Source organism: Leisingera sp. F5 (assembly GCF_001593695.1).
On record NZ_LUKH01000001.1, the window covers coordinates 147,081 to 173,860 of the forward strand.

Consider the following 26,780-nt stretch of genomic DNA (forward strand, 5'->3'; position numbering starts at 1 on the left):
CTTAGTTTCTTCAGCGAACCACAAAGACCGAACAGTCCGAATGCCGGATCACCCGGGCCGCATTGGGCCCGAGCAAATAGTCCTTGAGATCCGGCTTATGCGCGCCGATCACGATCAGCCCGCTGCCTGCGGTCTCGGCCACTTTCAGGATCTCCTGATACGCTTTGCCCGTGGCCACCAGATGGCGCACCTTTGCATTGCCATCCTTTCCCAGCACCTTGGTGCAAAGATCGCGCAGCCGCTGGGTGGTGTCCTTGACCGCTTTTTGGTGGTGGTGCTCCTCAAAGAAGCCCGACACCCAGCTTTCGCCAAAATCCGGCAGCACATTAACGACATCCAGCTGGGCACCGTCCAGATCCGCCAGCCGGGCGGCCTGGGTCAGAACTTTTTCGTCGGACGCCGGATCACTCAGTTCCAGGGCGCATAGAACAGGTTTGTTCATGCCGGGACTCCTTTTTGTTCACGCGCACGGCCGCGCTGCATCAATGCGACCAGCGCCACCAGCAGCAGTGCCGGGATAAAGATCAGCTCTTTGGGCAACTGGCTGGCCGGTGCTTGAATTGTTGCAATCTGCACCGGTGCATCGGCGTAGAAATCAAAGCTTTCCAAATTGGGCGCAGCCGGGGTGCCGAACATCGGCTCGTCCAGCTTGACCGCGCCGTCTTCCTCCAGCAGCAGCAGTCCATAGGCGTCAACCGCCTGCTGGCCGCCACTGCCATCAGCGGTCAGGATCATGGTGGTGCTTTTGATCTTAGACGTATCGAAATCAGGGCCTTCGACCGTGATCCGGAACTCCGCCCCCGCTTCGGCCTCATCCAGGGCCTGAACCAGCTGGGACGGCGGCACCTGTTCAAAGGGCGGCATCACCCGGTCCATGAAGAAGTCGGGCCGGAACAGCGCAAAGGCTGCAAAGATCAGCAGGACGCTTTCATAGATCCGGCTGCGGCTGACGAAATACCCCATGGTTCCGGCTGTGAAGACCAGGATGGCGATGGTCGCTGATATGGCGACAAGGATGCCTTGTATCCAGTTCACATCAATCAGCAAGAGATCGGTGTTGAAGATGAACACAAACGGCAGCGCCACGGTCCGCAAGCTGTAGAAGAAGGCGGTGAACCCCGTGCGGATCGCATCACCGCCCGACACCGCTGCGGCGGCGAAGCTGGCGAGCCCCACAGGCGGCGTCACATCGGCCATGATCCCGAAGTAGAACACAAACAGATGCACCGCGATCAGCGGCACAATCAGGCCGGACTGGGCGCCCAGTTCCACCACCACACCGGCCATCAGCGAGCTGACAACGATGTAGTTGGCGGTGGTCGGCAGCCCCATGCCCAGAACCAGCGACAGGATACCAACCATCACCAGCATCAGGATCAGATTGCCACCCGAGACAAACTCCACCAGTTCGGACATCACCTGCCCGACTCCGGTCAGCGTCACGGTGCCCACGATCACACCTGCAGTCGCTGTGGCCAGCGCGATGCCGATCATGTTGCGTGCGCCATCGATCAGACCGTTCCACAGGTCATGGACGCCTTCCATAAAGGAATTGGCCATATTGCTTTGACCGCGGAAGATCGCCTTGAGCGGTTTTTGCGTCAGCAGGATCATAAATAGCAGTGCAGTTGCCCAGAAGGCCGACAGCCCCGGGGATTTCTGCTCAATCATCAGGAAGTAGACCAGCACGATGATCGGCAGCAGGTAATGCAGGCCTGCCTTATAGATCTCGCCCACAACCGGCAGTTCGACCTCTTTGGCGTTGGGGTCATCCGGCACCAGGTCGTCCACGCCGGCAGCCAGCCACAACAGGGCGACATAAGCTGCGAACACCAGCGCCGACAGGGTCAGTCCGGAGGCGCCCGGCATGGTTGAGGTGATCCATTTGACCGGGTACTGCACGCCATAGCAGAGGGCTGCAAAACCGGCAAAGAACAGCGCCATGCCGCCAATTGTGCGACCCATGGAGACAACCCGGTTGCCCAGCGTCGGCATGTTCCGCTTCACTGCTTCCAGATGCACAATATAGACCAGCGCGATGTAGGAAATCGCGGCGGGCAGGAAGGCATGGGTGATCACCTCAACATAGGAGATGCCCACGTATTCCACCATCAGAAAGGCCGCAGCGCCCATCACCGGCGGCATGATCTGACCGTTCACGGAGGATGCAACCTCAACTGACCCCGCCTGCTCTGAGGTGAATCCCACACGCTTCATGAGCGGGATAGTGAAGGTGCCGGTTGTCACCACATTGGCGATGGATGAACCGGAGATCAGGCCGGTTGCGGCAGAGCCCACCACCGCGGCCTTGGCCGGGCCGCCGCGCAGGTGGCCAAGGGCGCCAAAGGCCATCTTGATGAAATAATTGCCGGCACCCGCCTTATCCAACAGCGCACCGAACAGCACGAAGAGAAAGACAAACTTGGTAGAGACGCCGAGAGCAATCCCGAACACGCCCTCGGAAGTGATCCACATATGGCTCATCGCCTTTTTCAGGCTGGCGCCCTTCCAGCGGATAACCTCAGGCACCCATTCAGAGGAGCCGAAGAACACATAGGCCAGGAAGATGGTCGCGATGATCGCCATCGCCGGGCCCAGGGCACGGCGGGCGGCTTCGAACAGCAAGATCAGACCTGCCAGCGCAAACCATTTATCCATATCATCGGCAAGCCCACCAGAGTCGACGATTTTCTGATAGAAAATATAGCCGTACATGGCAATTACGGTGCCAGCCAGCGCGAAAATCCAGTCCTGAATGGGAATGTAATTCCGCGGGCTTGACTTCAATGCGGGATAGGCGGCGTAGGCCAGAAAAATAGCAAAGGCCAAATGGATTTGCCGGGAATTGTTCACCACGCTGCCGGGCAGCAGCAGGTTGGAAACGGGTGAAGCCAGAATGACTTGGAACACCGACCAGATTACTGCGACAATAGCCAGGAACAGCCCCACACTTCCTACCGGATTGCGGGCGCCTGCGTCTGAGGACGCGACAAGTTCCTGAAGCTCTTCTTCGCTGAGCGGCCGATTTCCCTGTGCATCGGATGCCATGGATAATCTCCCCTGTGGCCGCCGTTTTTCCGGGGCCTGAAATTTAAAGCCTGGGCAGCGGCCTCAGGCAAAACGGGGCGCCAAATGCGCCCCGTTCCTTATGTTGGGTGGATTACTCGATCCAGCCTTTTTCTTTGTAGTACTTGGCCGCACCGGGATGCAGCGGTGCCGACAGACCGTCTGCAATCATCTCTTCCGGTTTCAGGTTGGCGAAGGCCGGGTGCAGCTTCTGGAAGGCTTCGAAGTTCTCAAACACCGAGCTGACAACCGCATAAACCGCATCGTCGGACACATCCGCCGCGGTCACGAAGGTTGCGCCCACACCAAAGGTGTTGGTGTCCGCATCCGACCCGCGGTACATGCCGCCGGGGATGGTCGCGGTCCGATAGAAGGAGTTGTCGCCAACCAGTTTCTCAACCGCTTCGCCGTCCACGGTGACCAGCACCGAGTCACAGGCGGTGGAGGCTTCCTGGATCGACCCCGACGGGTGGCCAACAGTATAGATCATTGCGTCAATCTGGTTGTCGCACAGTGCTGCCGACTGTTCAGCCGCCTTCAGCTCGGTTGCCAGGGCGAAATCTTCCATGCCCCAGCCCTTCGCTTCCATCAGCACTTCCATGGTGCCGCGCTGGCCGGAGCCCGGGTTGCCGATGTTGACGCGCTTGCCCTTGAGATCGTCAAAGGTTGAAATGCCGGAATCTGCGCGGGCCACAACGGTGAAAGGTTCCGGGTGCACTGAGAATACGGCGCGCAGACCTTCGAACGGGCCTGCTTCCTCGAATTTGGAGGTGCCATTGTAAGCGTGGTACTGCCAGTCAGACTGGGCCACGCCGAACTGCAGCTCGCCTTCGCGGATGGTGTTGATGTTGTAGACCGAACCGCCGGTGGATTCGACGGCGCATTTGAAGCCGTGCTCCTTGCGGCCCTTGTTCACCAGACGGCAGATGGCGCCGCCGGTCGGGTAATAAACACCGGTCACGCCGCCGGTGCCGATGGTGATGTATTCCTGAGCAAATGCTGCGGGTGCCGCAAAGGACGCCGCCACCAATGCACCGATAGCCAGCTGGGTGTGTTTCATGATCAAGTCTCTCCCACTTGTCTTATGATTTGCAGCCTGGCGCGAAGGGCAGTGAAACCGTGTTTACGGTACCTGCACGGCCACAGAATTCGGCGCGCCAGACCGGGCATGTGCGGATTATTATGCACGTGCAGAAGGGTTTCACCGGCCCCCCGCCAAGTCAAGGGTGCTATCTATTGACGCACCCTTCAAACCGTCATTTTTCTCCTAAATGACGAAGGTTAGATAATTTTCCCCGCCAGATTCCGGGTGTATTCCGCCACCTGTACACAAAGTTTTTGCTTGCAAGGAAAGTGAACCGCACAGCGATTCTTCCTGCGGGCAGCCGTGCCTCTGTGCCGCGCAACCTTGGCATCCATTCCAGGCGGATTTTTGCAGATTTGCGACAGTTTGAAAAACACCCTGGTGACAAATCATCCGGATGACGCTAATACGCACCACATAAAAATTGATCCGCGGTACTAAAAATTAACAAAGCAGACAGCATTAACGGGGAGCTAGCGGCAATGCTGCTGAGCCAAGTGATTACTGACAACCCGTCTTTGACGGATTTCTGGGCCTTGGAACGATGCGTTTCCGCTGAAGCCAGAAAGATACCCAGCGAGGCAAATGCGCCTTTGACCTGCGACGTGGAGCCCGAGTTCCGCTGCACGCCGCGGAAATGGGACCTGATCCTGTCGGCGGCCCATGATCGCGGCCTGCGAGCACGCCGCGCCTGATGACCGGCTGATCGCTGCCAGCCCTGCCGGACCTGCGGTTCTGATGGAAGAGAAAACCCCGCCAGTTGTCCTGGCGGGGTTGGCTGTTTTACTCTGCCGGCTGGGCTGCCGGTGTGCGTTTGATGCGTTCCCGCATCCCTTGCATCATGGCATACAGCACCGGCACCACTATAACGCCCACCACGGTCGCCGCCAGCATCCCGCCAAAGACGGCAATACCGATGGCACGCTGGCTGGCTGCCCCGGCTCCTGACGCAACCATCAATGGCACCACCCCCAGGAGAAAGGACAGCGCGGTCATCATCACCGCACGGAAACGCTGTTTGGCGGCCTCCTGCGCGGCATCACGGATCGAGAGCCCCGCGGCGCGCTGCTCCATCGCAAACTCGACAATCAAAATGGCGTTTTTCGACGCCAGGCCGATCAGCATGATCATCCCGATCTGCGTGTAAAGGTTGATGTCATTGCCGGCAATTGCCACCGCCGCCACCGCCCCGAACAGGGCCACGATCACCGACAGCAGGATCGCCACCGGCATTGTCCAGCTTTCGTATTGCGCGACCAGGAACAGATAGCCGAACAGAACCGCCATCGCCAGGATCACAGTGACCAGCCCCGCCGAGTCCAGCTGCTGCTGCGCCGTGCCCGTCCATTCAAAGGCATAACCCGGCGGCAGCGCCGTGGCGGCTTCCTCTTGCATCACCCGGATGGCATCGCCGGTGGACAGACCCTCAGCCGGCACAGCAGTGACAGTGGCCGAGCGGAAGATATTGTGCCGCTTCAGCAGCACCGGCCCCAAAACGTTTTCCACATCAATCAGGGTAGACAGCGGGACCATTTCACCGGACTGGGTCCGCACATACAGGCCGCCGATATCCTCGATCTTGTCGCGGTAGGTGCCCTCGGCCTGCAGCATCACCTTGTAAACGCGCCCGAACAGGTTGAAGTCGTTGACGTAATAGGACCCCAGATGCGCCTGCATGGTCTGGAAGACTTCGGAAATCGGCACATTCAGCGTCTTGGCTTTCTCGCGGTCCAGATCGACAAACACCTGCGGCACGTTGGCCCGGAAGGTTGTGTAGGACTGCGCGATTTCCGGACGCTGGTTGGCGGAATAGACCAGCGAGCCGACCGATTGCGCCAGATCCTGCGGGGTGCCGCCGGCCGTCTGCTGGATGGCCATTTCCACGCCTGCGGACATGCCCAGGCCCGAAATCGGCGGCGGGTTGAAGGCAACGATACTGGCAGCGGCTTCCCCGTTGGCAATGCCGTAGATCTGGCCGAGGATGGCATTGGGATGCAGCGCCTCGGTTTGCCGTTCATCCCAGGGGTGAAGGGAGGCGATGATCATGGCACCATTGGCCCCCGCCCCGTTCAGAAGGCTGAAACCATTCACCAGAACCGTGCCTTGAACACCGGGGATCTGCCGGATCTGCTCATCGATCCGTCCGGTTACTGTCTCCGTCCGCCCCAGCGCCGCTGCGTCAGGCAGTTGGACATCCACAAACAGATAGCCGTTGTCTTCAGCCGGCAGGAAGCCTTTCGAAGTGGCAGTGAAAATGCTGCCGGTGCCAAAGGCAACGGCCGCGATGATGGCAAGCCCGATCACTGGCAATCGCAGCAGCCGGGTGACGATGCTCAGATAGCCGCTGCGGACGCCGCCGATCATGTTCTCGAACAGTGCCAGCAAGCCTTTTGGCGGGCCGGAGCGCGCCTTGAGCACAATGGCACAAAGGGCCGGCGACAGCGTCAGCGCGTTGACCGAAGAGATCACAACCGCAACCGAAATGGTCACCGCAAACTGCGAGTACAGCTTGCCAGTGATCCCGGGCATGAAAGTCACCGGCACAAACACCGCCAGCAGCACCAAGGTTGTGGCAATCACCGGACCGGTGATCTGCCCCATCGCTTTGCGGGTGGCCTCAGCCGGGGGCAGCCCCTCCTCTGCGATGATCCGTTCGACGTTTTCCACCACCACGATGGCGTCATCCACCACGATGCCGATCGCCAGCACCAGTGCAAACAGCGAAATGGTGTTGAGCGACATGCCAAGCACCAGCAGGAAGGCAAATGTCCCGATAAGGGACACCGGGATGGCCACCGCCGGGATAATAGTCGCCCGGAAAGAGCCGAGGAAGATGAACACCACCGAGATCACCAGCGCAAAGGTCATCATTAGGGTGGAAATCACGTCATTCAGCGATTGTTCGACAAAATCCGTGGTGTTGAACGGCACGGAATAGGCAACATCGTCCGGGAAATCCCCCGACAGCCGGTCCATCTCTGCCAGCACAGCCTCGGACACCGCCAGCGCATTGGCGCCGGGAGACTGGTAGACAGCCAGGATGGTTGCCGGCACGCCGTCAAAATAGCCCGAGGAACTGTAATTGGAAGCCCCCAGTTCAACCTTGGCAATATCTCTGAGCCGGACAGTGCTGCCGCCGTCACCGGTGCGGATGACGATGTCCTCAAACTCGCTGACCTCGGTCAGACGGCCTTTGGACTTGATGGTGTATTGAAACACCTGATCGCCCGGAACCGGCGGTGCGCCCACCTGCCCGGCGGAGACTTCGATGTTCTGCTCGCGCACCGCGTTGATCACGTCACCGGGTGAAATCCCGAGGCCGGCCATCTTGTTCGGATCCAGCCAGACCCGCATGGCGTATTCGAAATTGGTCAGGATGTCTGCCTTACCCACCCCTTCGACGCGGGCCAGGGCATCCTTGATGTTGATAGCGGCATAGTTGGACAGAAACACGTTGTCATACGAGCTGTTGGGCGATGTCAGGGCCGCAACCAGCAGCATGTTGGAGGAGCTTTTCTGCGTCACCACACCGTTTGCCGTGACCTCGGACGGCAGTGCCGCTGTCGCCTGCGCCACCCGGTTCTGCACGTTGACGGATGCAATATCGGCATCAGTGCCAACTTCAAAGGTCACAGAGAGAGAGTAACTGCCGTCGTCAGCTGATGTGGAGGACATGTAGAGCATCCCGTCCACCCCGTTGACCTGCGCCTCGATCGGCGCGGCGACGCTTTTTTCAACGGTTTCGGCATTGGCACCGGGATAGCTGGCGGTGACGTTCACCACCGGCGGGGTGATTTCCGGGAACTGCGCCACCGGCAGCGCGAAATAGCCGATCACCCCCATGACCGTCAGCACCAGCGAGATAACAATCGCGAACTTCGGCCGCGAGATGAAAATAGAGGAAAACATCGCTTATTCTCCTGCCTGGGCGGCCAGCACCGGGTCCACTTCCACGCCCGGGCGGATTTTCTGCAGGCCTTCGACCACAACGGTTTCCCCATTTGTCAGCCCGTCCAGCACGATGATGCCAGTGCCCTGCACATCGCCAGTGACGATATAGCGCTGGGCCACCTGGTTCTGATCATCCACCACCAGAACAAACGGCCCCTGCTGATCGCGCTGGATCGCGGCCTGGCTGATGATGATCCGGTCGACCGCCTCCTGCGACTGCAAGCCAACGGTCAGAAAGGCGCCATCCAGAATCAGCCGGTGGTCGTTTTGAAACTGCGCCCGCACGGTCACAGCGCCGGTGGCCGGATCAACCCGGTTGCCGGCAAAGGCGATCCGTCCTTTTTCCTCCAGCTCGGCGCCATTGGGCAGGACGACAAACACTTCCGGTGCGGTATCGGTATCGGACCGTTCAATACCCTCGGCCTGCAGCTCCTGCAAAATTTCGACGAACTGCTTTTCGTTCAAAGAAAAGGAAACATAAACAGGTGCTTCGCGCACGATATTGACAAGAGCAGCACCGCTGGGGTTGACCACATCCCCGATGCTGACCTCGACACGCCCGACCCGGCCGGAAAAGGGTGCGTGAATCTCGGTATAGCTCAGGTCCAGTTCGGCCTGCTTGATGGCGGCCGCAGCGGCGCGGACCTGGGCCTCTGCCACCAATTCATTGGCGCGGGAGGTGTCCCGGTCGGCCTCGGGCACCGAGCCGCGTTCGAACAGCTCCTGCTTGCGGGCCAGATCCAGCGAGGCGAGCTCCAAATTGGCCTCCGCCTGGGCCAGTTCGGCGCGGCGGCTTTCCAGAACGGCCTCATAAGCGCTGCGTTCGATGCGGAACAGCACGTCGCCCTTTTCCACCTCAGCGCCATCTTTGACCAGCACCTCTTCGAGGTAGCCATTGACCCGGGCCATGATGTTGGCCTTGTCGATCGCTTCACCGCGGCCGATGAAGGTTGAGGTGTCCTTGATCGGCTTAACCACTGCCTGCGACACCGAAACCTTTGGCGCAGCACCCTGCTGTGCAAACGCCGCATCCGCACTGGCCAAGCCTACCGCTGCAATTGCTGCAAGCCCGGTCCAGCCGGTCAGGCCCCTGTTCCAGAAACTCTTCATCCTTGAGCCTTTCAATTTGACAGAAATAATCCGAGCGGCCGGTTTTCCGGTGCGCACTCTCGTTTTCAAAACATAACCCTATTGAATACTGCGCGGGCTGCTCTCTGCAAGCAACACACGTTCCGGCAGCCCAATTCAGTTGCGAAAACCCGCGATTTGCCTGCGGCCTTCCGCAACGAAACCTTGCGCGCAACGCGCAATTCAGGGAAACCGGAAATCAGCCTGCCGGCCAATCCGGCACCGGCAGCTGCGCCGCTACGAAAAAGAGGGAACTCCGATGAAAGTGAATGGCACCCATTACCGCTCCCTTTGGTGGGATCACGATCACGACGCGCTGCAGATCATTGACCAGCGCTGGCTGCCGCATGACTTCCGCGTCCAGCAGCTGAACACGCTGCAGGAATTCGCCGATGCAATTGTTGAGATGCGGGTGCGCGGCGCACCGCTGATCGGTGCGACGGCAGCCTATGGCATGGCCCTGGCGATGCGGCTGGATTCGTCGGATGCGGCGATGGATCAGGCCTGGAGCTTTCTCAACGCCACCCGCCCGACCGCCATCAACCTGCGCTGGGCGCTGGACCGCTGCCGCAACCACCTGCGGCCGCTGGCGGCAGGGGAACGCGCTTCAGCCGCGCTGGCACTGGCGCATGAGATCGCGGACGAAGATGTCGGGATCAACCGCAGCATTGGTGAGCACGGGCTGGAGCTGATCAAGCAAGTCGCCGCGAAAAAGCCTGCGGGCGAGCCGGTCCGCCTGCTGACCCATTGCAACGCCGGCTGGATCGCCACCGTCGATTGGGGCACCGCCACCAGCCCGATGTACCAGGCGCATGACGCAGGCATCCCGATCCATGTCTGGGTCGATGAGACCCGACCGCGTAATCAGGGCGCCCTGACCTCCTGGGAGCTGGGCAGCCACGGTATCAGCCACAGCTATATCACCGACAATGCCGGCGGCCACCTGATGCAGCATGGCCAGGTGGATCTGGTGATCACCGGCACCGATCGCACCACCCGCCGCGGCGATGTCTGCAACAAGATCGGCACCTATCTGAAGGCGCTGGCAGCCAAAGACAACGGCGTGCCTTTCTACGTCGCCCTGCCCTCGCCGACTATCGACTGGACCGTTTCGGACGGAGTTGCCGAAATTCCGATCGAAGAACGCAGCGAACGTGAAATCACCCATGTTCAAGGCAAGACCGAAGATGGCACTATCGGAGTGGTTCAAGTCACCCCGGATGGCACACCCGGCGGCAACCCGGCCTTTGACGTGACCCCGAACCGGCTGGTCACCGGCCTGATCACCGAACGCGGGATCTGCGAAGCCTCCGAAGACGGCCTGGCCAGGCTGTTTCCGGAAATGGCCGCCGCCAGATCCGCTTGAGACCGGAGGATTTTGCGTGAAGCCTCCTCATCAGGACAGCCGCGGCCTGCGGCAGGCAGTGATCGACGCCTGCCTGGAGATGAATGCCATGGGTATCAATCAGGGCACTTCCGGCAATATCTCGGTGCGTGCAGGAGATATGATGCTGATCACGCCCTCCGGTGTGCCCTATGAAAAGATGACGCCCAAGGATCTGGTGCGGATACCATTGGACGGCAGCCAGTTACCGGACGGCCAGTTGAAACCTTCCACGGAATGGCCTTTTCATCTTGCCATCCTGCAGGCTAAGCCCGCGGTTAACGCAGTGGTTCACGCGCATCCTGTCTATTGCAGCGCCTTGGCTATGAACCGTCAGGCAATCCCGGCCTGCCACTATATGGTCGCGGCCTTTGGCGGTTCAGATGTGCCGGTGGCAGAATATGCGCTGTTCGGCAGTCAGGAGCTGTCGGATAACATCACCCGCAGTTTGCAAAACCGCAGCGCCTGCCTGATGGCAAATCATGGCGCTGCGGCCACCGGTGAAAGCCTGTCGCGCGCACTCTGGCGCATGGGAGAATTGGAAGTGTTAGCAAAAGGTTATGCGACGAGCCTCACAATGGGTAAGCCGCACATCCTGTCGGAAGATGAAATGCAGGAAGTTACCGCCGCCTTCGCGGACTATGGCCTGAAGGACAGCCGCTAGCTTGCATCAATGCAAAGACAGACCAGTAGGTGACTGCGAAATCCGCCTATGCAAACTGGACATTCGAAAGAACAAAGGCCTGCAGCAAGAACGCGCTGCAGGCCTTTGTTTCTATTGGTACCCAAGGCCGGACTCGAACCGGCACGCTGTCACCAGCGGGGGATTTTGAATCCCCTGCGTCTACCATTCCGCCACTTGGGCCACGTCCTGTTCCTAGCCAAGCCAGACGCCGAGGTCCAGAGGCAAAACGGAACTTTGCCGCCAAAAATCGAGCCCCGGTAAATTCACCGGCGGCAAAGGTTGACGGAACGCTGCGCGCATGCCACCTCATCTTGCAAAACCCGTTGAGGATGCAGGGCGCAAAATGCTGAAACCGCTATACAACCGGACGATGGCCTTGGCTGACCATCCCAAGGCGCTTTGGTGTTTGGCCGCTGTCGCCTTTGTCGAAAGCTCCGTGTTCCCGATCCCGCCGGATGTGCTGATGATCCCGATGATCCTGGCCCGTCCGTCCCGCGCCTGGCTGGTTGCGCTGGTGGCCTTGGCGGCCTCGGTCGCGGGCGGCGTGCTTGGCTATGCAATCGGTGCGTTCTTTTACGAAGGCATCGGCCAGCCGGTGCTGGAGGCGATGGGCAAAGGCGATGCCATGGCAGAATTCAACACCCGCTTTAACGATTTTGGCTTTTGGGCTGTGCTTGGCGCCGGCATCACACCGTTCCCCTATAAAGTGATAACCATTATGTCGGGCTGGACCGGAATGCCGATCGGTACTTTCATTGCCACTTCTATCCTTGCACGTGCATTGCGTTTTTTCATCGTCGCTGGGCTGCTCTGGAAATTCGGATCCCCAATCCGTGACTTTATTGAACGCCGCCTGGGCCTGGTTTTTACGGCCTTCATGGTTGTTCTGTTTGGCGGCTTCCTGCTGGTAAGGTTCATCTGACTATGCACCGATTTCTGATCTTCGTCGCGGCGGGCGGCTCGGCTGCGCTGCTGTTAGGGGCGCTGGGGTTCCAGTACATTGGCGAAATGCCGCCCTGTAAACTCTGCTATTGGCAGCGCTATCCGCATGCCGCCGCCGCTGGGATCGGCGTTTTGGCGCTGATCATTCCGGGCGCGCTGCTGCCTTATCTGGGGGCGCTGGCGGCCCTGACCACAGCAGGGATAGGCGCCTTTCACACCGGGGTTGAACGAGGCTGGTGGGAAGGTCCGTCCACCTGCACGTCCGGTCCGATTGGCGGATTGTCTCCCGATCAACTAATGGACCAGATCATGGCCGCACCGCTGGTGCAATGCGATCAGGTGCCTTGGGAACTGCTGTCACTGTCCATGGCCAGCTGGAATGCCATTGCGTCCTTTGGTCTGGCACTGCTTTGGGTCGCAGCCGCCAACCATACCCGCAAGCAGGGTTAACCTTATGGAAAGTTGAGGTGCGGCAGCTAACCCATTGATTACGCCGCAGCCCCTCCAGACATCAGCTGTCCTTTTTAGTGGCCAGCAGCAGATTTGTTTCGCTGCTCACAATCCCTTCAAAGGTGCGGATCTTGGCCAAAGCCGTGTCCAGCGTTTCCAGGGTCTCGGTGCCAAGCTCCACTATCAGGTCCCAGCGCCCGTTGGTGGTGTGAATGGCCCGCACCTCTGGAAGGCCCTGCAGCTGCCGGGTGATCCGGCTGGTGCCGCGGCCTTCGATCCCGATCAGCATCAGCCCGCGGACCGGATCGCGCAGCACGTCCTCCTTCAGCACCACAGTAAATCCCAGGATGTCGCCCCGCGCCTGCAACCGCTCGATCCGGGCCCGCACTGTGGTGCGTGACAGGCTCAGCTCCAGCGCCAGATCCGACAGAGACGCCCGTGCGTTGTGCCGCAGGGCCGACACCAGCCGCTCATCCGTTTTGTCCATTGCTCACCTCAAATCGATCAATCACTGCCCTTTATGGACAAAATGCGTGCTGGAATCCATCGCATATCGGAGGTTTCTAGTATGAAATCAGATTTTTTGAGAGGCCAAAACGGTGACTTCGCAACATTGCATCCTTATTGGCGCGCCGGTGGACAGTGGAAAACGCCGGGCCGGCTGCCTGATGGGCCCCGACGCTTACCGGACTGCCGGGCTTGCCCCCGCGCTGGAAAGTCTTGGGCATACAGTTGAGGACCTCGGAAACCTGGATCCCGAACCCCATGCACCCGATGGCTACGATGGCTACGATGGCAACGATGGACTGGTTTTTGCCCGCAATGAAACAATCGGCTGGACCGCACGTTTGGCCCAGGCTGCTGAAGACGCTCTTGAGAGCGGCCTCCCCGTTTTCCTGGGCGGCGATCACTCGCTCTCGCTTGGCTCGGTCGCAGGAGCTGCGAATTATGCTGCCAAGGCAGGCAGGCCATTGTTTGTTCTGTGGCTGGACGCGCATACCGATTTCCACACACCGGAAACATCTGACAGCGGCAACCTGCATGGAACGCCGGTTGGATATTTCACTGGCCGCAATGGGTTCGAGGGCTTTCCTGAGGTCTCCAACCCGGTCCCGCAGGAGAATGTCTGCATGATTGGCCTGCGGTCTGTCGACACCCAGGAACGGCTTGCCCTGGAAGGCAGCTCCATCCGCACCCATGACATGCGCCACATCGATGAGAATGGCATTGCGGGTCCGCTGAACCGCTTCCTGGAGCACGTCGCCCAGGCCAACGGTATGCTGCATGTCTCGCTGGACGTGGACTTTTTGGACCCGTCCGTCGCCCCGGCAGTTGGCACAACTGTTCCCGGCGGCGCCACGGTGCGCGAGGCACATCTGGTTTGTGAAATCCTGCATGACTCCGGGCTGATGACCTCCTTGGATCTGGTGGAATTGAACCCGTTTCTGGATGAGCGCGGCCGCACAGCGCATTTGATGGTGGACCTCTGCGCCTCGGCCCTGGGCCGCCGCGTCTTTGACCGCCCGACACGGAGCTATCAGTGAACAGCCTGCAAGCCCCCTCTGCCGTGGTCATGATCCGGCCGCATCATTTCCGTTCAAACCCGGAAACACAGGGCGACAACGCCTTCCAAACGCTGGCAGATACCTCAACCAAAACCACCTCGGCCCAGGCACTGGCGGAGTTCGACGGCGCGGTGGAAACTCTGCGCGGCGCAGGTGTCGCTGTTCACGTGTTTGATGACACCACAACCGAGACCCCGGACAGTGTATTTCCGAACAACTGGTTTTCCACCCATGCCGGCGGGCATATCGCAATTTACCCAATGTTCGCGGGCAACCGGCGCAAGGAACGGCGCTGGGACGTGATCGAACTGCTGAAGCGGGAGTATCGGGTACAGGATGTGATCGATTATTCCGGACTGGAACAGGACGAGCTGTCTCTGGAAGGCACCGGCGCCATGGTGCTCGACCATATCGGGCGCATTGCTTACACGGTAAAATCCAACCGCGCGGACCCTGTGCTGCTGGAACGGTTTTGCACCCATTTCAACTTTGAACCCATGGTGTTCGAAGCCAAAGATGAAGCTGGCCGCGACGTTTATCACACCAATGTATTGATGGGGATCGGCACCGAATACGCGTTGATCTGCCTCGATATGATCGTTGATCCTGCGCGCCGTTCCGAAGTTGCCGCGCGGCTGGAAGAGACCGGCCGCCGTGTGATTGATCTGACCCAGGATCAGATCGTCAATTTCGCTGGAAACGCGCTGGAACTCACTGGCAAGAAACGTATTCTTGCCCTTTCTGCCAAGGCACTGGACGCCTTGCGTCCGGACCAGGTTACAGAAATTGAAAGGAGCGCAGAGCCGCTCCCCCTGACCATTCCGACCATCGAAACCGCAGGCGGGTCGGTGCGCTGCATGCTGGCAGGCATTCACCTCAGCCCCCGTGAAAGGATTTCCGCATGACACAGCCTTCGGAAAAAGCACTGGTGCCATTTGTCAGCGTCGACAATATGATGCGCCTCGTTCATCACATCGGCATCGAGCAGATTTTGCGCGATCTGGCAGGTTATGTGGAAGACGATTTCAAACGCTGGGAGCTGTTCGACAAGACCCCGCGCGTTGCCAGCCATTCGGATGTCGGCGTGATCGAGCTGATGCCGACCTCTGACGGCGAGGCCTATGGCTTCAAATATGTGAACGGCCATCCCAAGAACACATCCGAAGGCTTGCAGACTGTTACCGCCTTTGGCCTGCTGGCAGATGTCTACACCGGCTATCCGGTGCTGCTGACCGAGATGACCATGCTGACCGCTCTGCGCACCGCGGCGACGTCAGCAATGGCTGCCAAGTATCTGGCACCAAAAGGGTCAACCACGATGGCAATGATCGGAAACGGAGCCCAGTCGGAATTCCAGACACTGGCGATGAAAGCGATCATCGGCCTGAAATCTGTGCGTCTTTATGACAAAGACGCGGCTGCGACTGCAAAATGCGCCCGGAACCTTGAAGGTCTCGGGGTTGAGGTTGTGTCCTGTAAAACGCCGGAAGAGGCGATTGAAGGTGCCCAGATCCTTACAACTTGCACAGCGGACAAGCTAAACGCCACCATCCTGACCGACAACATGGTCGGCAGCGGCGTGCACATCAACGCAATCGGCGGTGACTGCCCAGGCAAGACGGAATTGGCAGCCGGCATCCTCAGCCGCTCTGACGTCTTTGTCGAATACCCGCCGCAAACCCGGATCGAAGGCGAAATCCAGCAAATGCCGGAAGACTTTGCCGTCACCGAACTGTGGGAAGTGATTTCAGGCCAGAAACAGGGCCGCACCGGTGACAGGCAAATCACGCTGTTCGACAGCGTCGGCTTTGCCATTGAGGATTTTTCTGCTCTCCGTTACATCCGCGACCGCATCAAAGGCACGGACTATTTCATCGATCTGGACATGCTCGCAGATCCGGACGATCCGCGCGATCTGTTTGGTATGCTTCAGCGCGCAAAAAGCTGATCCCATGCAAAGGCGGCCCGCTCAACTGAGGCCGCCGGCACCTCCGGCCTTTCCGTTTGACCGCCGCTTTCCGCGGCTCGTGCTGGCAGCGCTCCAGGGGATCTGAGCGTCTGTCCCCGCCAGGGACAAGCACACAGGCGGAGAGGCCGGAAACCTTATACTGCCGTCCCTTAAAGAGCTTTCTTCAAGAGGATCTTTTCTCAGGCGTCCAGTTCAGTATCCCAATAGAGGAAATCCATCCAGCTATCATGCAGATGGTTGGGCGGGAATTTACGCCCGGTATTGCGCAGCTCTTCTGCGCCTGGACGGCGCGGCGGTTTGCGCAAGGACATGCCAGCCCGGTGCAAAGACTTGGACCCTTTCTTGAGATTGCAGGGGCTGCAAGCCGCCACCACGTTCTCCCAGCTTGTCACCCCGCCGGCCGCACGCGGCACCACATGGTCAAAGGTCAGGTCGCCCTTGCTGCCGCAGTACTGGCAGTGGAATTCATCCCTCAAAAACAAATTAAAGCGCGTGAAGGCCACGCGCTTTTGAGGTTTCACATAATCTTTCAGCACCACCACTGACGGTATTCGGATCTCGGTACTGGGACTGTGCACCACTTCATCATACTCAGCCACAATCGCCACGCGGTCGAGCCAGGCCGCCTTGACCGCGTCCTGCCAGGACCACAAGGACAACGGGTAATAGGATAATGGCCGGTAGTCTGCATTCAGCACCAGCGCCGGGTGCTGTTTCAGCGCCCCTGGAGATCTGACAAACTCTGCTCTGAAATCGCCATCCATTGTGAACGTCTTCCTCGCCCTGATCTTCCGTTTTCCGGAACCAGAGCGGGGAACCCGCCCCAGCTTTCATTTGACTATATCTCGTGGTTAGCGCCTGACAAGCCCTGATGATCCACAATATCTCGGGATCAGGCTAAGCTGATTCTATGACAATGCGGTGAAAGTTATCCACAGGCCTGCCTGGCGTTCGCTCTTGCCCTGCCTGATTGGCCCGCCTATTGCCGTGCCATGACCCGTCTGATCCGCTTCAACAAACCTTATGATGTGCTGCCCCAGTTTACCGACCGCGGCAGCCAGGGCAGCCCCCGTGCGACGCTGAGCAATTTCATTGACTGCCCCGGTGTTTATGCTGCAGGCCGTCTTGACCGGGACAGCGAAGGGCTGATGCTGCTGACAGACAACGGCCGGCTGCAGTCCTGGATCACTGACCCGAAACATAAGATGGACAAAACCTATTGGGTCCAGATCGAGGGTGCACCTGACGCTGATGCTCTTAAGTTGCTTTCAGCAGGGATTGAACTCAAAGACGGAATGACTCTGCCAGCCAAAGTCCGGCTGATGGATGAGCCGCCGGGCCTTTGGGCCCGCACACCGCCTGTCCGGATGCGCAAGACCGTCCCCGACAGCTGGTTAGAACTGACAATCCGCGAGGGCCGCAACCGGCAGGTAAGGCGGATGACAGCTGCGGCCGGACACCCGACGCTGCGCCTGATCCGCTATAGCATCGGCGCTTGGACACTGGACGGGCTGGCCCAGGGTGCGTGGGACGATCTTGAAGCCCCAAGGGTCCCAGGACCGCCCAAACCCTCGCAAAAACCGCCCCGCAGGCCCAAGTCATCTGCGAACCGGAACCCGGTAAGTGACAGGCCGCGGCGGCGCTGATATTCTGTCAGCATGCCACCGCAAGCCCCTGCCCCCAAAGCCATTCTGGAAACAGCGCTCTATGTCGATGATCTGGACGCGGCGGAAGAATTCTACGGCCGGATCCTGGGGCTTGAGCGGATTCAACGGATCGGTGACAGGCACGTCTTCTTTCGCTGCGGAACTTCGGTATTGCTGATTTTCAACGCTCAGGAAACCATAAAGCCGCCTGGCAATCCGCGTTTGCCAGTGCCGCCGCATGGCAGCAGCGGCCCGGGGCACATATGCTTTGCCCAGCCGCGGGCAGACCTGCTTTTGATGCGCGGCCGTCTGGTGGCATCAGGGGTTGAAATAGAGGCTGAGTTCGACTGGCCCAGCGGAGCACGCTCCCTCTACTTCCGCGACCCCGCAGGAAACTCGATTGAAATCGCCGAGCCGCAGCTCTGGACTTTCTGAACTGGCGGCAGCGCGCCGGAAAATTTAAATTTTCCGGACAAAATTCTTGCCAGGAATTTTACGGGTCCGCAGGGGCCGACCCGGGGCGCCTCATCTTTGATGGGGCAGCACCAGGGCGGGAATCCTTTGATCCGGCCCTACAATCCCAGCTTATCGCGCATAAAGGCCAAGGCTACGCTTAAGCCATCCGGTGCGATGCCATGGCCTGTGCCCTTTTGAATATGGGCAAAGACATCCTGGAAACCGGCCTCCTGCAAAGCTTCCGCCGCTTCCGGCAAGGATTGCACCGGCACCACGTCGTCCTGATCTCCGTGCACCAGCAGGATCGGCATCTTGGATACGGCTTCGTCCTTGAGCAGCTCAGGCGCCAGCAGACGGCCGGAAAAGGCAACAATGCCAGCCACCGCGTCTTCGCGCCGCGGCGCTATTTGCAGGCTCATCATTGTGCCCTGGCTGAACCCGAACAGCACCACCTGTTCCGGCAGCACGTCCTCGTCCACCATCAGCGCATTCAGGAAGGCATTCAGATCTTCTTCGGCCGCTTGCATGCCGCGCATGCTCTCCTCTTCCGAGGAGCCGTCGATCCAGGGGATCGGAAACCACTGATACCCCATCGGGGCGCCGGCACAGGCCTCAGGCGCGTCAGGCGCGACAAACAGCGTATCCGGCAAATGTTCAGCCAAAGGGTCCGCCAGACCCAGCAGATCGGCGCCATTGGCGCCATAGCCATGCAGGAACACCACAATCGAGCGGATATCGCCGGAGACCGGTTCTTTGCGGCCGGCATTCAGTACACGAGTCATCGGATCCCTTCCCTGTCCTTCGCCACCCGGTAATAGGCCCAGAGAATGCGCGCCGCAACCGATCGCCAGGGCGACCAGTCTTCGGCCATTTGCCGCATCTCGCGGTCCTTTGGGCGGGCCGGCAGTTCGAACAGCACCCGTGCGGCCTCCTGCAGGGCCAGATCACCGTGGGCAAAGACATCGGCCCGGCCCAGCGAAAACATTGCATAAATCTCAGCCGTCCAAACACCGACCCCCGCGACCTCGACCAGACGTGCAATCACTTCCGCGTCCGGAACATCCCGCAACGCTTTGAAATCAATGCGTGCCTCTGCCAGCGCGCGGGCATAGCGGATCTTCTGGCGGCTGAGGCCCGCTGCGCGCAAATCCTCATCCGTGGCCCAAAGGATCTTACGCGGTCCGGTAAGCTTGGCTGCCTTCATCCGCACCCAGATCGCCCTAGCAGAGGCCACACTCACCTGCTGGCTCACAATTGCGCTCAACAGTTCGGCAAACCCGTCCGGCCTACGGCGCAGCGGCAATGGGCCGGTCAATTTCAACGCATCGGCAAACCGGCTGTCATGCGCCGCAAGCCATTCGGCGCCCTCACTCACGCAAGCGTCGCATTGGATAATCCGTCCCACCCCCGGCAGGAATGCCTGTCCATCTGACGCCACGTTACCTCCTGATTGGCGGTGGTTGAAAGAAACCGTGATCGCAGGGCCTGACCCGCTGGCTTGCTCCTGCACATATTCACAGCTACGCATCCCACATGACTATGAGCATGACCACCCCCAGCGACGCGGTCGCCAAGAAAAACGTTGCCATCCTGGTGCTGGCCCAGGCGATCCTCGGCGCCCAGATGCCGATGATTTTCATCGTGGGCGGCCTGGCCGGACAGTCACTGGCCTCGAACCCCTGTTTTGCAACGCTGCCGATTTCGCTGATTGTCGGTGGCTCGATGCTGGCGGCCACACCCATCTCGGCCATTATGCAGCGCTGGGGCAGGAAGGCCGGATTTTTTACCGGCGCGGCCTTTGGATCTGTTGGCGGTCTGGTCGGCGCTTACGGGCTGTACCTTGGTTCCTTTCCCATCTTTCTGCTCGGCAGCCTGCTGACCGGCGTTTACATGAGCGCACACGGATTCTACCGTTTTGCTGCCGCTGATACGGCGTCCGAGGCGTACCGCCCCAAGGCGATTTCCTATGTCATGGCCGGTGGCCTTGCCGCCGCTGTCATTGGGCCGCAGATTGTGAAGTTAACCAGCCAAGCCTTTGTTATTCCCTTTCTCGGAACCTATCTTGCGGTGATCGCAGTCAACGTCTTAGGGGCTGCACTGTTCCTGTTTCTGGACATTCCGAAGCCGCCCGCACCCAGTGAAGACAGCCCCAGGGGCCGCAGCCGCCTGGAGCTGCTGAAGACCCCGGTGATTGCGGTTGCCGTGATTTGCGCCATGGTGTCATACGCCTTGATGAACCTGGTGATGACTTCCACACCGCTGGCGGTGGTGGGCTGCGGCTTTACCGAAGGCAATGCCGCCGACGTGGTCACCTCTCACGTTCTGGCGATGTATGTGCCGTCCTTCTTTACCGGCCACCTGATCGCCCGCTTCGGTGTGGAAAAGATCGTGGCGGCAGGCCTTGTGATCCTTGCCGGTGCCGGTGCTGTTGCCCTGCAAGGTGTCGAAATCGAAAACTTCTTCATCGCACTGGTGCTTTTGGGAGTGGGCTGGAATTTTGGTTTTATCGGCGCCACCACGATGCTGGCCGGCGCCCATGAAAGCTATGAGCGCGGCCGGATGCAGGGGCTGAACGACCTTTTGGTTTTTGGCGGGGTCACCATGGCATCGCTGGCATCGGGCGGGCTGATGAACTGCTCGGGCGGCAACCCGGCCGACGGCTGGAGCGCCGTGAACATGGCGATGGCGCCCTTCCTGGTGCTGGCCGGCGGCGCGCTGATGTGGCTGGTGATGCGCCCTAAAGAAGCCTGACGTCCCATCGTAGAATCCTGACTTCCCCTCGCAATACAAAGAAAGGCGCCCAATCAGGCGCCTTTTTCTTTGATTTCTATCTACCAGCGGCCAAAGACCGCACGCCTCATCAGGCCCGTTCTTCGCCGGAATTCGCTTTGCCCCAATGCGCCCTGCGCCACCCGCTCCGGCTGTTGCTCCGCCTGTTTCAGAATGGCCTCTGCCTGCCAGCCCGCCAGCAACGCCCGCCCTGCCGGTTTCGAAACCGCGCTGCGGTCTGAACGGGCTTTATTCAGCTGCTGCAACCCTTTGCGCGCCAAAGCTTGCACACCTTCCAAAGTGCCATCCAGCAGCGGGATCCGCTTTTGCGCTTCCAGTTCCGGAATGGCGCGCAACCAATTGGCAATACCCGCGCCATAGGCAAAACCCCTTACCACGGCTTCATCCGCCTGGCCTAGTGACGCTGCCGCCATCCACATCAGCGAACCGCTGGTGCGATCAATGTAGCTATCAAATTCAGCTTCATCAGCAAAGGGATCCTTGTATATATCCCAACGCCGCGCCTCAGCCATGCCGTCGATGCAGGCAGCCAGTTCCGGCTTCAGCAGCCGTCCCAATGGCGTGGCCGCATAGTGGCGGCGGACAGCCCCCCCCTCGGCAATCTCGGTGCCTGCATCGCGCCACCATTGCACCCGCATTTCAGCAATCATACTCTCCTGGCTGGCCCAGGGTGCCCGGGCCAGTTCAATATTGAAGGCATAGAGCGCAAACAGCAACGGCCGCGCCTGAACCGGCGCAGCCATCGTGGCCAAAAACCGGTCCGGGTCGCTTTTCTGGACCAGCTCGGCGCAGGCCTTCAGATCAGCATCAAACGTCATCCGCCTGCCCGGCCCCGCCGTCATGGATCAGCTTCCAGCGGATCGCGTCAAGCAGAGCTTCAAACGACGCATCGATTATGTTCGGGCTGACGCCAACCGTGGACCACCGATGTCCCTGGCTGTCTTCGCTGTCGATAATAACCCGTGTCACCGCCTCGGTGCCGCCTTGAGTGATGCGCACCTTAAAATCGACCAGCCGCATATCTTCCAGCTGTGCAGAATAGCGCCCCAGGTCCTTGCTCAATGCCCGTGCCAGTGCGTTGACCGGACCACGGTCGCTGCCGGTGTCATCAAGGGATTCACTGACAGACAGCCGCTTTTCGCCATCGACCTTAACCACCACAACGGCCTCTGACAGGCTGACCATCCGGTTGTATTTGTTCTTGCGCCGCTCGACGGTGACCTTGTAACGCTTGACCTCAAAGAACTCAGGCAATTGCCCCAGCTCCTTGCGCGCCAGCAGCTCAAACGACGCCTGTGCAGTGTCATAAGAGTAGCCTTCCGCCTCACGCGCCTTGATCCGTTCCAGAATCCTCGCCAGCGCCGGATTGCCTGTGTCCACACTCAGCCCCGCATCGGTCAAACGCTTGCGCAGGTTCGACTGCCCGGCCTGGTTCGACATCGGTATAACCCGTGCGTTGCCAACCTTGCCCGGCTCAATGTGTTCATAAGTCGAAGGATCCTTGAGGATCGCGCTGGCGTGCAGCCCCGCCTTATGGGCAAAGGCCGAGGCTCCCACATAAGCCGCCTGCCGCATCGGAACCCGGTTCAGGATATCGTCCAGCATCCGGCTGATCCGGGTCAGGCCTTCAAGGGCATTGTGGCTGACACCAGTTTCAAACTGACTGGCATAGGGTTCTTTCAACAACAGGGTCGGGATCAGCGCGGTCAGATTGGCATTACCGCAGCGTTCACCCAAGCCATTCAGCGTGCCTTGGATCTGCCGCGCTCCGGCTTCCACCGCCGCAAGCGAGCAAGCGACGGAATTTTCCGTGTCATTATGGGTATGTATGCCCAGTTTCTCACCTGGAATTCCGGCGGCAATAACCTCTGAGACGATTTGTTTCACTTCGGATGGAAGCGCGCCGCCATTGGTGTCGCACAGCACCACCCAGCGCGTGCCGGCCTCCAGCGCAGCCCGGCAAGCATCCAGGGCATAACCGGGGTTATCCTTGTAACCGTCAAAGAAATGCTCGGCATCAAACAACGCCTCGCGCCCCTGCGCCACGATATGGGCGACCGAGGCACGGATGTTTTCCAGGTTCTCTTCCTGCGTGATCCCCAGGGCATGGGTCACATGGTAGTCATGGCTCTTGCCCACCAGACACACCGCTGGCGTGCCGGCATTCATCACCGCCGCCAGAACATCGTCGTTTTCCGCTGACCGCCCTGTCCGCTTGGTCATTCCAAACGCAGTCATTGTGGCGCGTGTATCAGGCGCCTCGTTGAAAAACGCGCTGTCGGTCGGGTTTGCGCCTGGCCATCCGCCTTCGATGTAGTCGATGCCCAGGCCGTCAAGCGCCTGGGCGATCTGCTTTTTTTCTGCGGTGGAGAATTGTACCCCCTGAGTCTGCTGCCCGTCCCGCAATGTGGTGTCGTAGAGATAGAGGCGTTCTTTTGCCATCACAGCCCCTCCAGCTTGGCCGGGTCAAAACCGGCACCTGGCACCAGTTCGACACCTGCTTTGCTCATTCTTACTTCCAAACCCGCTCCAACAAAGGCCGTCTTCAGTCGGTCAACCTCAGAAAAGTTCTTCGTTTCCATAGCCTTCTGACGCGCTTTGAACAGAGTTTCTTCATAGCCGGAGAGATCCGCTGACGGTCCGGCAGCCCACGCCCCCATCTCTGCTGTCAGCAGCCCCAGCAAATTGGCAGAGGCCAGCAGGCCGGCTGCGTCACCGGAGGCCGCCAGTTTGTGCAGCTCTGCAATGACACCAGCGGTATTAAGGTCATCCGCCAATGCCGCCATGACCGCGGCAGCAGCGCTGGACGCGGGTTCGATGCCCGCGGTCAGCGCCCGCCACTTGCGCAGCGTCGCTTCGGCCTCTTTGGCCTTCTTGTCGGTCCAGTCCATCGGCTTACGGTAATGGGTCTGCAGGAACACCAGCCGGATCACCTCGCCCGGATAGCCCTTGTCCAGAAGGTCGCGCACGGTAAAGAAGTTGCCCAGGCTCTTGGACATTTTCTTGCCCTCGACCTGCAGCATCTCGTTGTGCAGCCAGTACCGCGCAAAACTATCGTCGCCGTTGGCGCAGCAGCTTTGCGCAATTTCATTCTCGTGGTGCGGGAACATCAGGTCATTGCCGCCGCCGTGAATGTCGAAGGTCTCGCCCAGCAGTTCATACGACATTGCCGAGCATTCAATGTGCCAGCCCGGCCGGCCGCGGCCCCAGGGGCTGTCCCAGCCCGGCAGATCGTCAGTGGAGGGTTTCCACAGCACAAAATCCATCGGGTTTTTCTTGTAGGGCGCCACCTCGACCCGGGCGCCCGCGATCATGTCGTCCACCGACCGGCCCGACAGTTTGCCATACGACTCTTTCCAGCTGTCGACAGCAAACAGCACATGGCCTTCAGCTGCATAGGCGTGGCCCTTGGCGATCAAATCCTCGATCATCGCCACCATCTGCGGAATATACTGGGTCGCACGCGGCATGTGGTTGGGCTCCAGCGCGCCCAACTCCCCCATATCATCCAGAAACCACTGCGTGGTCTCGGCTGTGATATCCCCGATCTGGCGTCCGCTTTCGGCAGCGCGTGCGTTGATTTTGTCATCCACGTCGGTGAAGTTTCGGGCGTAAGTTACGCGATTCGCGCCATAAACCTCGCGCAACAGACGATAGAGCACATCAAATACCACCACTGGGCGCGCATTGCCCAGATGCGCCCGGTCATAGACCGTGGGGCCGCAAACATACATCTGCACATTGCTGGCGTCGATCGGCTCAAAGACCTCTTTCTTGCGGGTCTTCGTATTCTGCAGCTTGATCTCTATGTCCATGGTTCCCATGCCCGGTTCCTTTTCCATGCCCAGCCTGAAACGGCCGGCATCACCCGTTGCGCGCAGCGCGGGCTTAGCAACTTGTCAGAGAAATGAAAACGACAGAAACCAGCCCGCTGATATGTCAGCAGGTAATGCAGCAGATAATGGTGGTGCATTTTTGGTTCATGCAGGCTGCTTAGCACGGGACATTCAGCCCGCCAAGTCTTTTGCCGCAAACTGCAACGGCCGCCCGGTCCGTCTTGGGTCCGGACCGGGCGGCCAAGGGCGTGGCGGAACAGGAGTGCCGCGCCCGTAACTTTGGCAAGCTTAGAACTTGAAGGACGCGCGCAGCGATACCGATGTGGCATCCGCCCCCACGCCCGAGTTGCCGAACTGGTCGAACTCATGCTCCAGCACTTCGCCGCCGATTTGCCACTGGTCGGTCACCTGGTAGGCAATGCCGACACCATAGAATTCGCCGGTTTCGCTGCCCAGCGAGCTGTCAGCTTCGGCCACGCCGCCGGTCACATATGCCAATACGTTGCCGAAGTCATAGCCGGCCTTCACCTTGGCACGGGCAACCGAGTCAACAGTCGCACCGCCGCCCAGATCCAGGTCGGTTGCATCATATTCCAGTTCGCCGCCCAGTACGAAACGGCCGAAATCATGGTTGTAGCCGCCGTGGATACCATAAGCGGTATCGTCACCAGAGGCGCCGTTGCTGGCGTCCGCATCCAGCTGGCCGACCTGGCCACCCAGGTAGAAACCGGTCCAGTCGCCGCCATCGTTGGCCACCGGAACAGGCGCCGGAGCCGGAGCGGGTTCAATTACCGGGTCACTTACATTGCCGGCAAAGGCCGCACTGCCCATTACGGCGGCGATGGCTGTCATAGCTACGAAACGAGTCATTCAGACTTCTCCTTTTGCAGTCCGGCGCAAGCTGTGCGCCGTTGAACGCTACAAAAGGGTTCTGCACAGGAACTTCCAGTGCTGTGGGGATCACGCCCGCTGAACTGGCAGTGACTGGCCGAAAGTCTCCGGAAACGTGCGCCTTTCCGCCGGAATCCGATGGCAGGAAATTGCCAAGCCATTGAAAACCGGTCTCCCCGGTCCTAGAGGCAGCAGCGCTGTTGGTTGTAGAACATGCCGGGTCAGAACCGGAACGCGGCACTTACCGACAAGGTCTCCCCGCGCGGGCTGGCAGTGCCGTCCCTTGGTCCGGCTTCGTGGTGCAGAAATTCTCCGGTCACTTGCAGCGCGCGGTTCAGCGAAACCCGCATGCCCAGGCCGATCAGCGGTCCTTGCCGCGATCCGCTGGATGTTTCCGCCTGCACCCCGCCCAAGGTGATGAACCCGGTTGCCGGGCCAAAGTCATAGCCAGCGTGCAACCGCAGCTGACGGGTCTCTTCCGCTTGCACCGCTTGGGTCAAAAGGCCTGACTGCTCCATCGTGACGGTGCCGGACAGGATCATTCCACCCAGCTGCCGGCCATACGCAAACTGAAAGGACCGTGCCGCGCCTCCTCCGCCTCCAGCTTCGGCAGAAGCCTTGCCTGACGGTCCAGGCAGCATTGTGCGCCATTCTTCCGCGGCAGATGTCTGAGCAATCAGAGCCGCCGCCGCGCATACTGCGGCTAGGGAGCATCTGTGTCTGGCCTTTTTAACCATCGGCATGTGGCTGTGCCTTTTTTGAAATGCGCTGCTTCAGCGCTCCATCCCCAGGGTACCCAGTATAGCCATTAATGCTTAACATTTGGTTCCCGAAGCCACCTTGCCAACAACAGAACACTCCGTGAAGCGTTAAAACTAAAGATTACAGCATTAAAAATAGTGACATTTTAGGAAAAAGCTTGCGTCTTCTCAGACTT

At 59.7% G+C, this 26,780-nt stretch carries 25 protein-coding genes and 1 tRNA gene; 11 read left to right on the forward strand and 15 right to left on the reverse strand.

What is annotated here, in order from left to right; genetic code table 11:
• Positions 1 to 10 precede the first annotated feature (10 nt).
• The 3 genes from A2I95_RS00680 to A2I95_RS00690 all read right to left on the reverse strand — a co-directional run bounded on the left by A2I95_RS00680 (position 11) and on the right by A2I95_RS00690 (position 4,126).
• Positions 11 to 442: a universal stress protein gene (locus tag A2I95_RS00680; protein ID WP_027258971.1), complete on the reverse strand. Its 432-nt coding sequence runs from the start codon at positions 440 to 442 to the stop codon at positions 11 to 13.
• Positions 439 to 3,048: a TRAP transporter permease gene (locus tag A2I95_RS00685; RefSeq protein ID WP_291726686.1), complete on the reverse strand. Its 2,610-nt coding sequence runs from the start codon at positions 3,046 to 3,048 to the stop codon at positions 439 to 441. The genes A2I95_RS00680 and A2I95_RS00685 overlap by 4 nt, the downstream gene beginning before the upstream one ends.
• Before the next feature lie 112 nt (positions 3,049 to 3,160).
• Positions 3,161 to 4,126: a TAXI family TRAP transporter solute-binding subunit gene (locus A2I95_RS00690; protein WP_291726688.1), complete on the reverse strand. Its 966-nt coding sequence runs from the start codon at positions 4,124 to 4,126 to the stop codon at positions 3,161 to 3,163.
• A 506-nt stretch (positions 4,127 to 4,632) separates the two neighbouring features.
• On the opposite strand from A2I95_RS00690, the gene A2I95_RS00695 reads away from it, so the two are divergent.
• Complete coding sequence (locus tag A2I95_RS00695) at positions 4,633 to 4,845, forward strand: hypothetical protein (RefSeq protein ID WP_129370899.1); 213 nt, start codon at positions 4,633 to 4,635, stop codon at positions 4,843 to 4,845.
• Between the two features lie 88 nt (positions 4,846 to 4,933).
• Here A2I95_RS00695 and A2I95_RS00700 read toward each other — a convergent pair whose 3' ends face one another.
• Together A2I95_RS00700 and A2I95_RS00705 are read right to left on the reverse strand one after the other, a co-directional pair.
• The gene (locus A2I95_RS00700) at positions 4,934 to 8,059 is read right to left on the reverse strand and encodes an efflux RND transporter permease subunit (RefSeq protein ID WP_291726691.1); all 3,126 of its coding nucleotides are present in this window, start codon (positions 8,057 to 8,059) and stop codon (positions 4,934 to 4,936) included.
• A gap of 3 nt (positions 8,060 to 8,062) precedes the next feature.
• Positions 8,063 to 9,211: an efflux RND transporter periplasmic adaptor subunit gene (locus tag A2I95_RS00705; protein ID WP_291726694.1), complete on the reverse strand. Its 1,149-nt coding sequence runs from the start codon at positions 9,209 to 9,211 to the stop codon at positions 8,063 to 8,065.
• Positions 9,212 to 9,488: 277 nt separating this feature from the next.
• Here A2I95_RS00705 and mtnA point away from each other — a divergent pair, with 277 nt between their 5' ends.
• Both mtnA and A2I95_RS00715 read left to right on the forward strand, forming a co-directional pair.
• The gene (mtnA, locus tag A2I95_RS00710) at positions 9,489 to 10,595 is read left to right on the forward strand and encodes an S-methyl-5-thioribose-1-phosphate isomerase (protein WP_291726696.1); all 1,107 of its coding nucleotides are present in this window, start codon (positions 9,489 to 9,491) and stop codon (positions 10,593 to 10,595) included.
• A gap of 16 nt (positions 10,596 to 10,611) precedes the next feature.
• On the forward strand, positions 10,612 to 11,277 hold the full coding sequence (locus A2I95_RS00715; protein ID WP_291726698.1) for a class II aldolase/adducin family protein: 666 nt from the start codon (positions 10,612 to 10,614) through the stop codon (positions 11,275 to 11,277).
• Positions 11,278 to 11,392: 115 nt separating this feature from the next.
• Here the strand turns inward: A2I95_RS00715 and A2I95_RS00720 are convergent.
• Positions 11,393 to 11,478, reverse strand: a tRNA-Leu gene (locus tag A2I95_RS00720).
• A gap of 163 nt (positions 11,479 to 11,641) precedes the next feature.
• On the opposite strand from A2I95_RS00720, the gene A2I95_RS00725 reads away from it, so the two are divergent.
• Together A2I95_RS00725 and A2I95_RS00730 are read left to right on the forward strand one after the other, a co-directional pair.
• Positions 11,642 to 12,220 (forward strand): VTT domain-containing protein, encoded by a 579-nt coding sequence (locus tag A2I95_RS00725; RefSeq protein ID WP_027258963.1) that lies wholly within the window; start codon positions 11,642 to 11,644, stop codon positions 12,218 to 12,220.
• A gap of 2 nt (positions 12,221 to 12,222) precedes the next feature.
• Positions 12,223 to 12,690 (forward strand): disulfide bond formation protein B, encoded by a 468-nt coding sequence (locus A2I95_RS00730; protein WP_291726701.1) that lies wholly within the window; start codon positions 12,223 to 12,225, stop codon positions 12,688 to 12,690.
• Between the two features lie 61 nt (positions 12,691 to 12,751).
• Here A2I95_RS00730 and A2I95_RS00735 read toward each other — a convergent pair whose 3' ends face one another.
• Positions 12,752 to 13,177, reverse strand: coding sequence for an Lrp/AsnC family transcriptional regulator (locus tag A2I95_RS00735; protein WP_291726703.1), 426 nt, complete (start codon positions 13,175 to 13,177; stop codon positions 12,752 to 12,754).
• A 112-nt stretch (positions 13,178 to 13,289) separates the two neighbouring features.
• Between A2I95_RS00735 and rocF the strand changes: the two genes are divergently transcribed.
• The 3 genes from rocF to A2I95_RS00750 are packed head-to-tail and all read left to right on the forward strand — an operon-like array spanning position 13,290 to position 16,203.
• Positions 13,290 to 14,234: an arginase gene (gene rocF, locus A2I95_RS00740; RefSeq protein WP_291726704.1), complete on the forward strand. Its 945-nt coding sequence runs from the start codon at positions 13,290 to 13,292 to the stop codon at positions 14,232 to 14,234.
• Positions 14,231 to 15,160: a citrulline utilization hydrolase CtlX gene (ctlX, locus tag A2I95_RS00745; RefSeq protein WP_291726706.1), complete on the forward strand. Its 930-nt coding sequence runs from the start codon at positions 14,231 to 14,233 to the stop codon at positions 15,158 to 15,160. The genes rocF and ctlX overlap by 4 nt, the downstream gene beginning before the upstream one ends.
• Positions 15,157 to 16,203: an ornithine cyclodeaminase gene (locus tag A2I95_RS00750; RefSeq protein WP_291726709.1), complete on the forward strand. Its 1,047-nt coding sequence runs from the start codon at positions 15,157 to 15,159 to the stop codon at positions 16,201 to 16,203. The genes ctlX and A2I95_RS00750 overlap by 4 nt, the downstream gene beginning before the upstream one ends.
• Before the next feature lie 200 nt (positions 16,204 to 16,403).
• Here the strand turns inward: A2I95_RS00750 and A2I95_RS00755 are convergent, their stop codons facing one another.
• Complete coding sequence (locus tag A2I95_RS00755) at positions 16,404 to 16,988, reverse strand: HNH endonuclease (RefSeq protein ID WP_129370889.1); 585 nt, start codon at positions 16,986 to 16,988, stop codon at positions 16,404 to 16,406.
• Between the two features lie 228 nt (positions 16,989 to 17,216).
• Between A2I95_RS00755 and A2I95_RS00760 the strand changes: the two genes are divergently transcribed.
• Together A2I95_RS00760 and A2I95_RS00765 are read left to right on the forward strand one after the other, a co-directional pair.
• A complete protein-coding gene (locus tag A2I95_RS00760; protein ID WP_291726714.1) occupies positions 17,217 to 17,870 on the forward strand; it encodes a pseudouridine synthase in 654 nt (217 codons plus the stop codon).
• Positions 17,871 to 17,882: 12 nt separating this feature from the next.
• A complete protein-coding gene (locus A2I95_RS00765) occupies positions 17,883 to 18,305 on the forward strand; it encodes a VOC family protein (RefSeq protein WP_291726716.1) in 423 nt (140 codons plus the stop codon).
• 137 nt (positions 18,306 to 18,442) lie between these two features.
• Here the strand turns inward: A2I95_RS00765 and A2I95_RS00770 are convergent, their stop codons facing one another.
• Positions 18,443 to 19,108, reverse strand: coding sequence for an alpha/beta fold hydrolase (locus A2I95_RS00770; protein ID WP_027258954.1), 666 nt, complete (start codon positions 19,106 to 19,108; stop codon positions 18,443 to 18,445).
• The gene (locus tag A2I95_RS00775) at positions 19,105 to 19,764 is read right to left on the reverse strand and encodes a DNA-3-methyladenine glycosylase (RefSeq protein ID WP_367150493.1); all 660 of its coding nucleotides are present in this window, start codon (positions 19,762 to 19,764) and stop codon (positions 19,105 to 19,107) included. The genes A2I95_RS00770 and A2I95_RS00775 overlap by 4 nt, the downstream gene beginning before the upstream one ends.
• Positions 19,765 to 19,859: 95 nt before the next feature.
• On the opposite strand from A2I95_RS00775, the gene A2I95_RS00780 reads away from it, so the two are divergent.
• Positions 19,860 to 21,077 (forward strand): MFS transporter, encoded by a 1,218-nt coding sequence (locus A2I95_RS00780; RefSeq protein ID WP_291726720.1) that lies wholly within the window; start codon positions 19,860 to 19,862, stop codon positions 21,075 to 21,077.
• Between the two features lie 80 nt (positions 21,078 to 21,157).
• Here the strand turns inward: A2I95_RS00780 and A2I95_RS00785 are convergent, their stop codons facing one another.
• The 5 genes from A2I95_RS00785 to A2I95_RS00805 all read right to left on the reverse strand — a co-directional run bounded on the left by A2I95_RS00785 (position 21,158) and on the right by A2I95_RS00805 (position 26,385).
• Positions 21,158 to 21,934: a squalene/phytoene synthase family protein gene (locus A2I95_RS00785; RefSeq protein ID WP_291726724.1), complete on the reverse strand. Its 777-nt coding sequence runs from the start codon at positions 21,932 to 21,934 to the stop codon at positions 21,158 to 21,160.
• Positions 21,924 to 23,558 (reverse strand): citramalate synthase, encoded by a 1,635-nt coding sequence (gene cimA, locus A2I95_RS00790; RefSeq protein ID WP_291726728.1) that lies wholly within the window; start codon positions 23,556 to 23,558, stop codon positions 21,924 to 21,926. The genes A2I95_RS00785 and cimA overlap by 11 nt, the downstream gene beginning before the upstream one ends.
• Complete coding sequence (cysS, locus tag A2I95_RS00795) at positions 23,558 to 24,940, reverse strand: cysteine--tRNA ligase (protein ID WP_291726730.1); 1,383 nt, start codon at positions 24,938 to 24,940, stop codon at positions 23,558 to 23,560. Before cysS ends, cimA begins: the two co-directional genes overlap by 1 nt.
• A gap of 300 nt (positions 24,941 to 25,240) precedes the next feature.
• On the reverse strand, positions 25,241 to 25,822 hold the full coding sequence (locus A2I95_RS00800; protein ID WP_129370880.1) for an outer membrane beta-barrel protein: 582 nt from the start codon (positions 25,820 to 25,822) through the stop codon (positions 25,241 to 25,243).
• 242 nt (positions 25,823 to 26,064) lie between these two features.
• On the reverse strand, positions 26,065 to 26,385 hold the full coding sequence (locus A2I95_RS00805; protein WP_291726735.1) for a hypothetical protein: 321 nt from the start codon (positions 26,383 to 26,385) through the stop codon (positions 26,065 to 26,067).
• Positions 26,386 to 26,780: the final 395 nt, after the last annotated feature.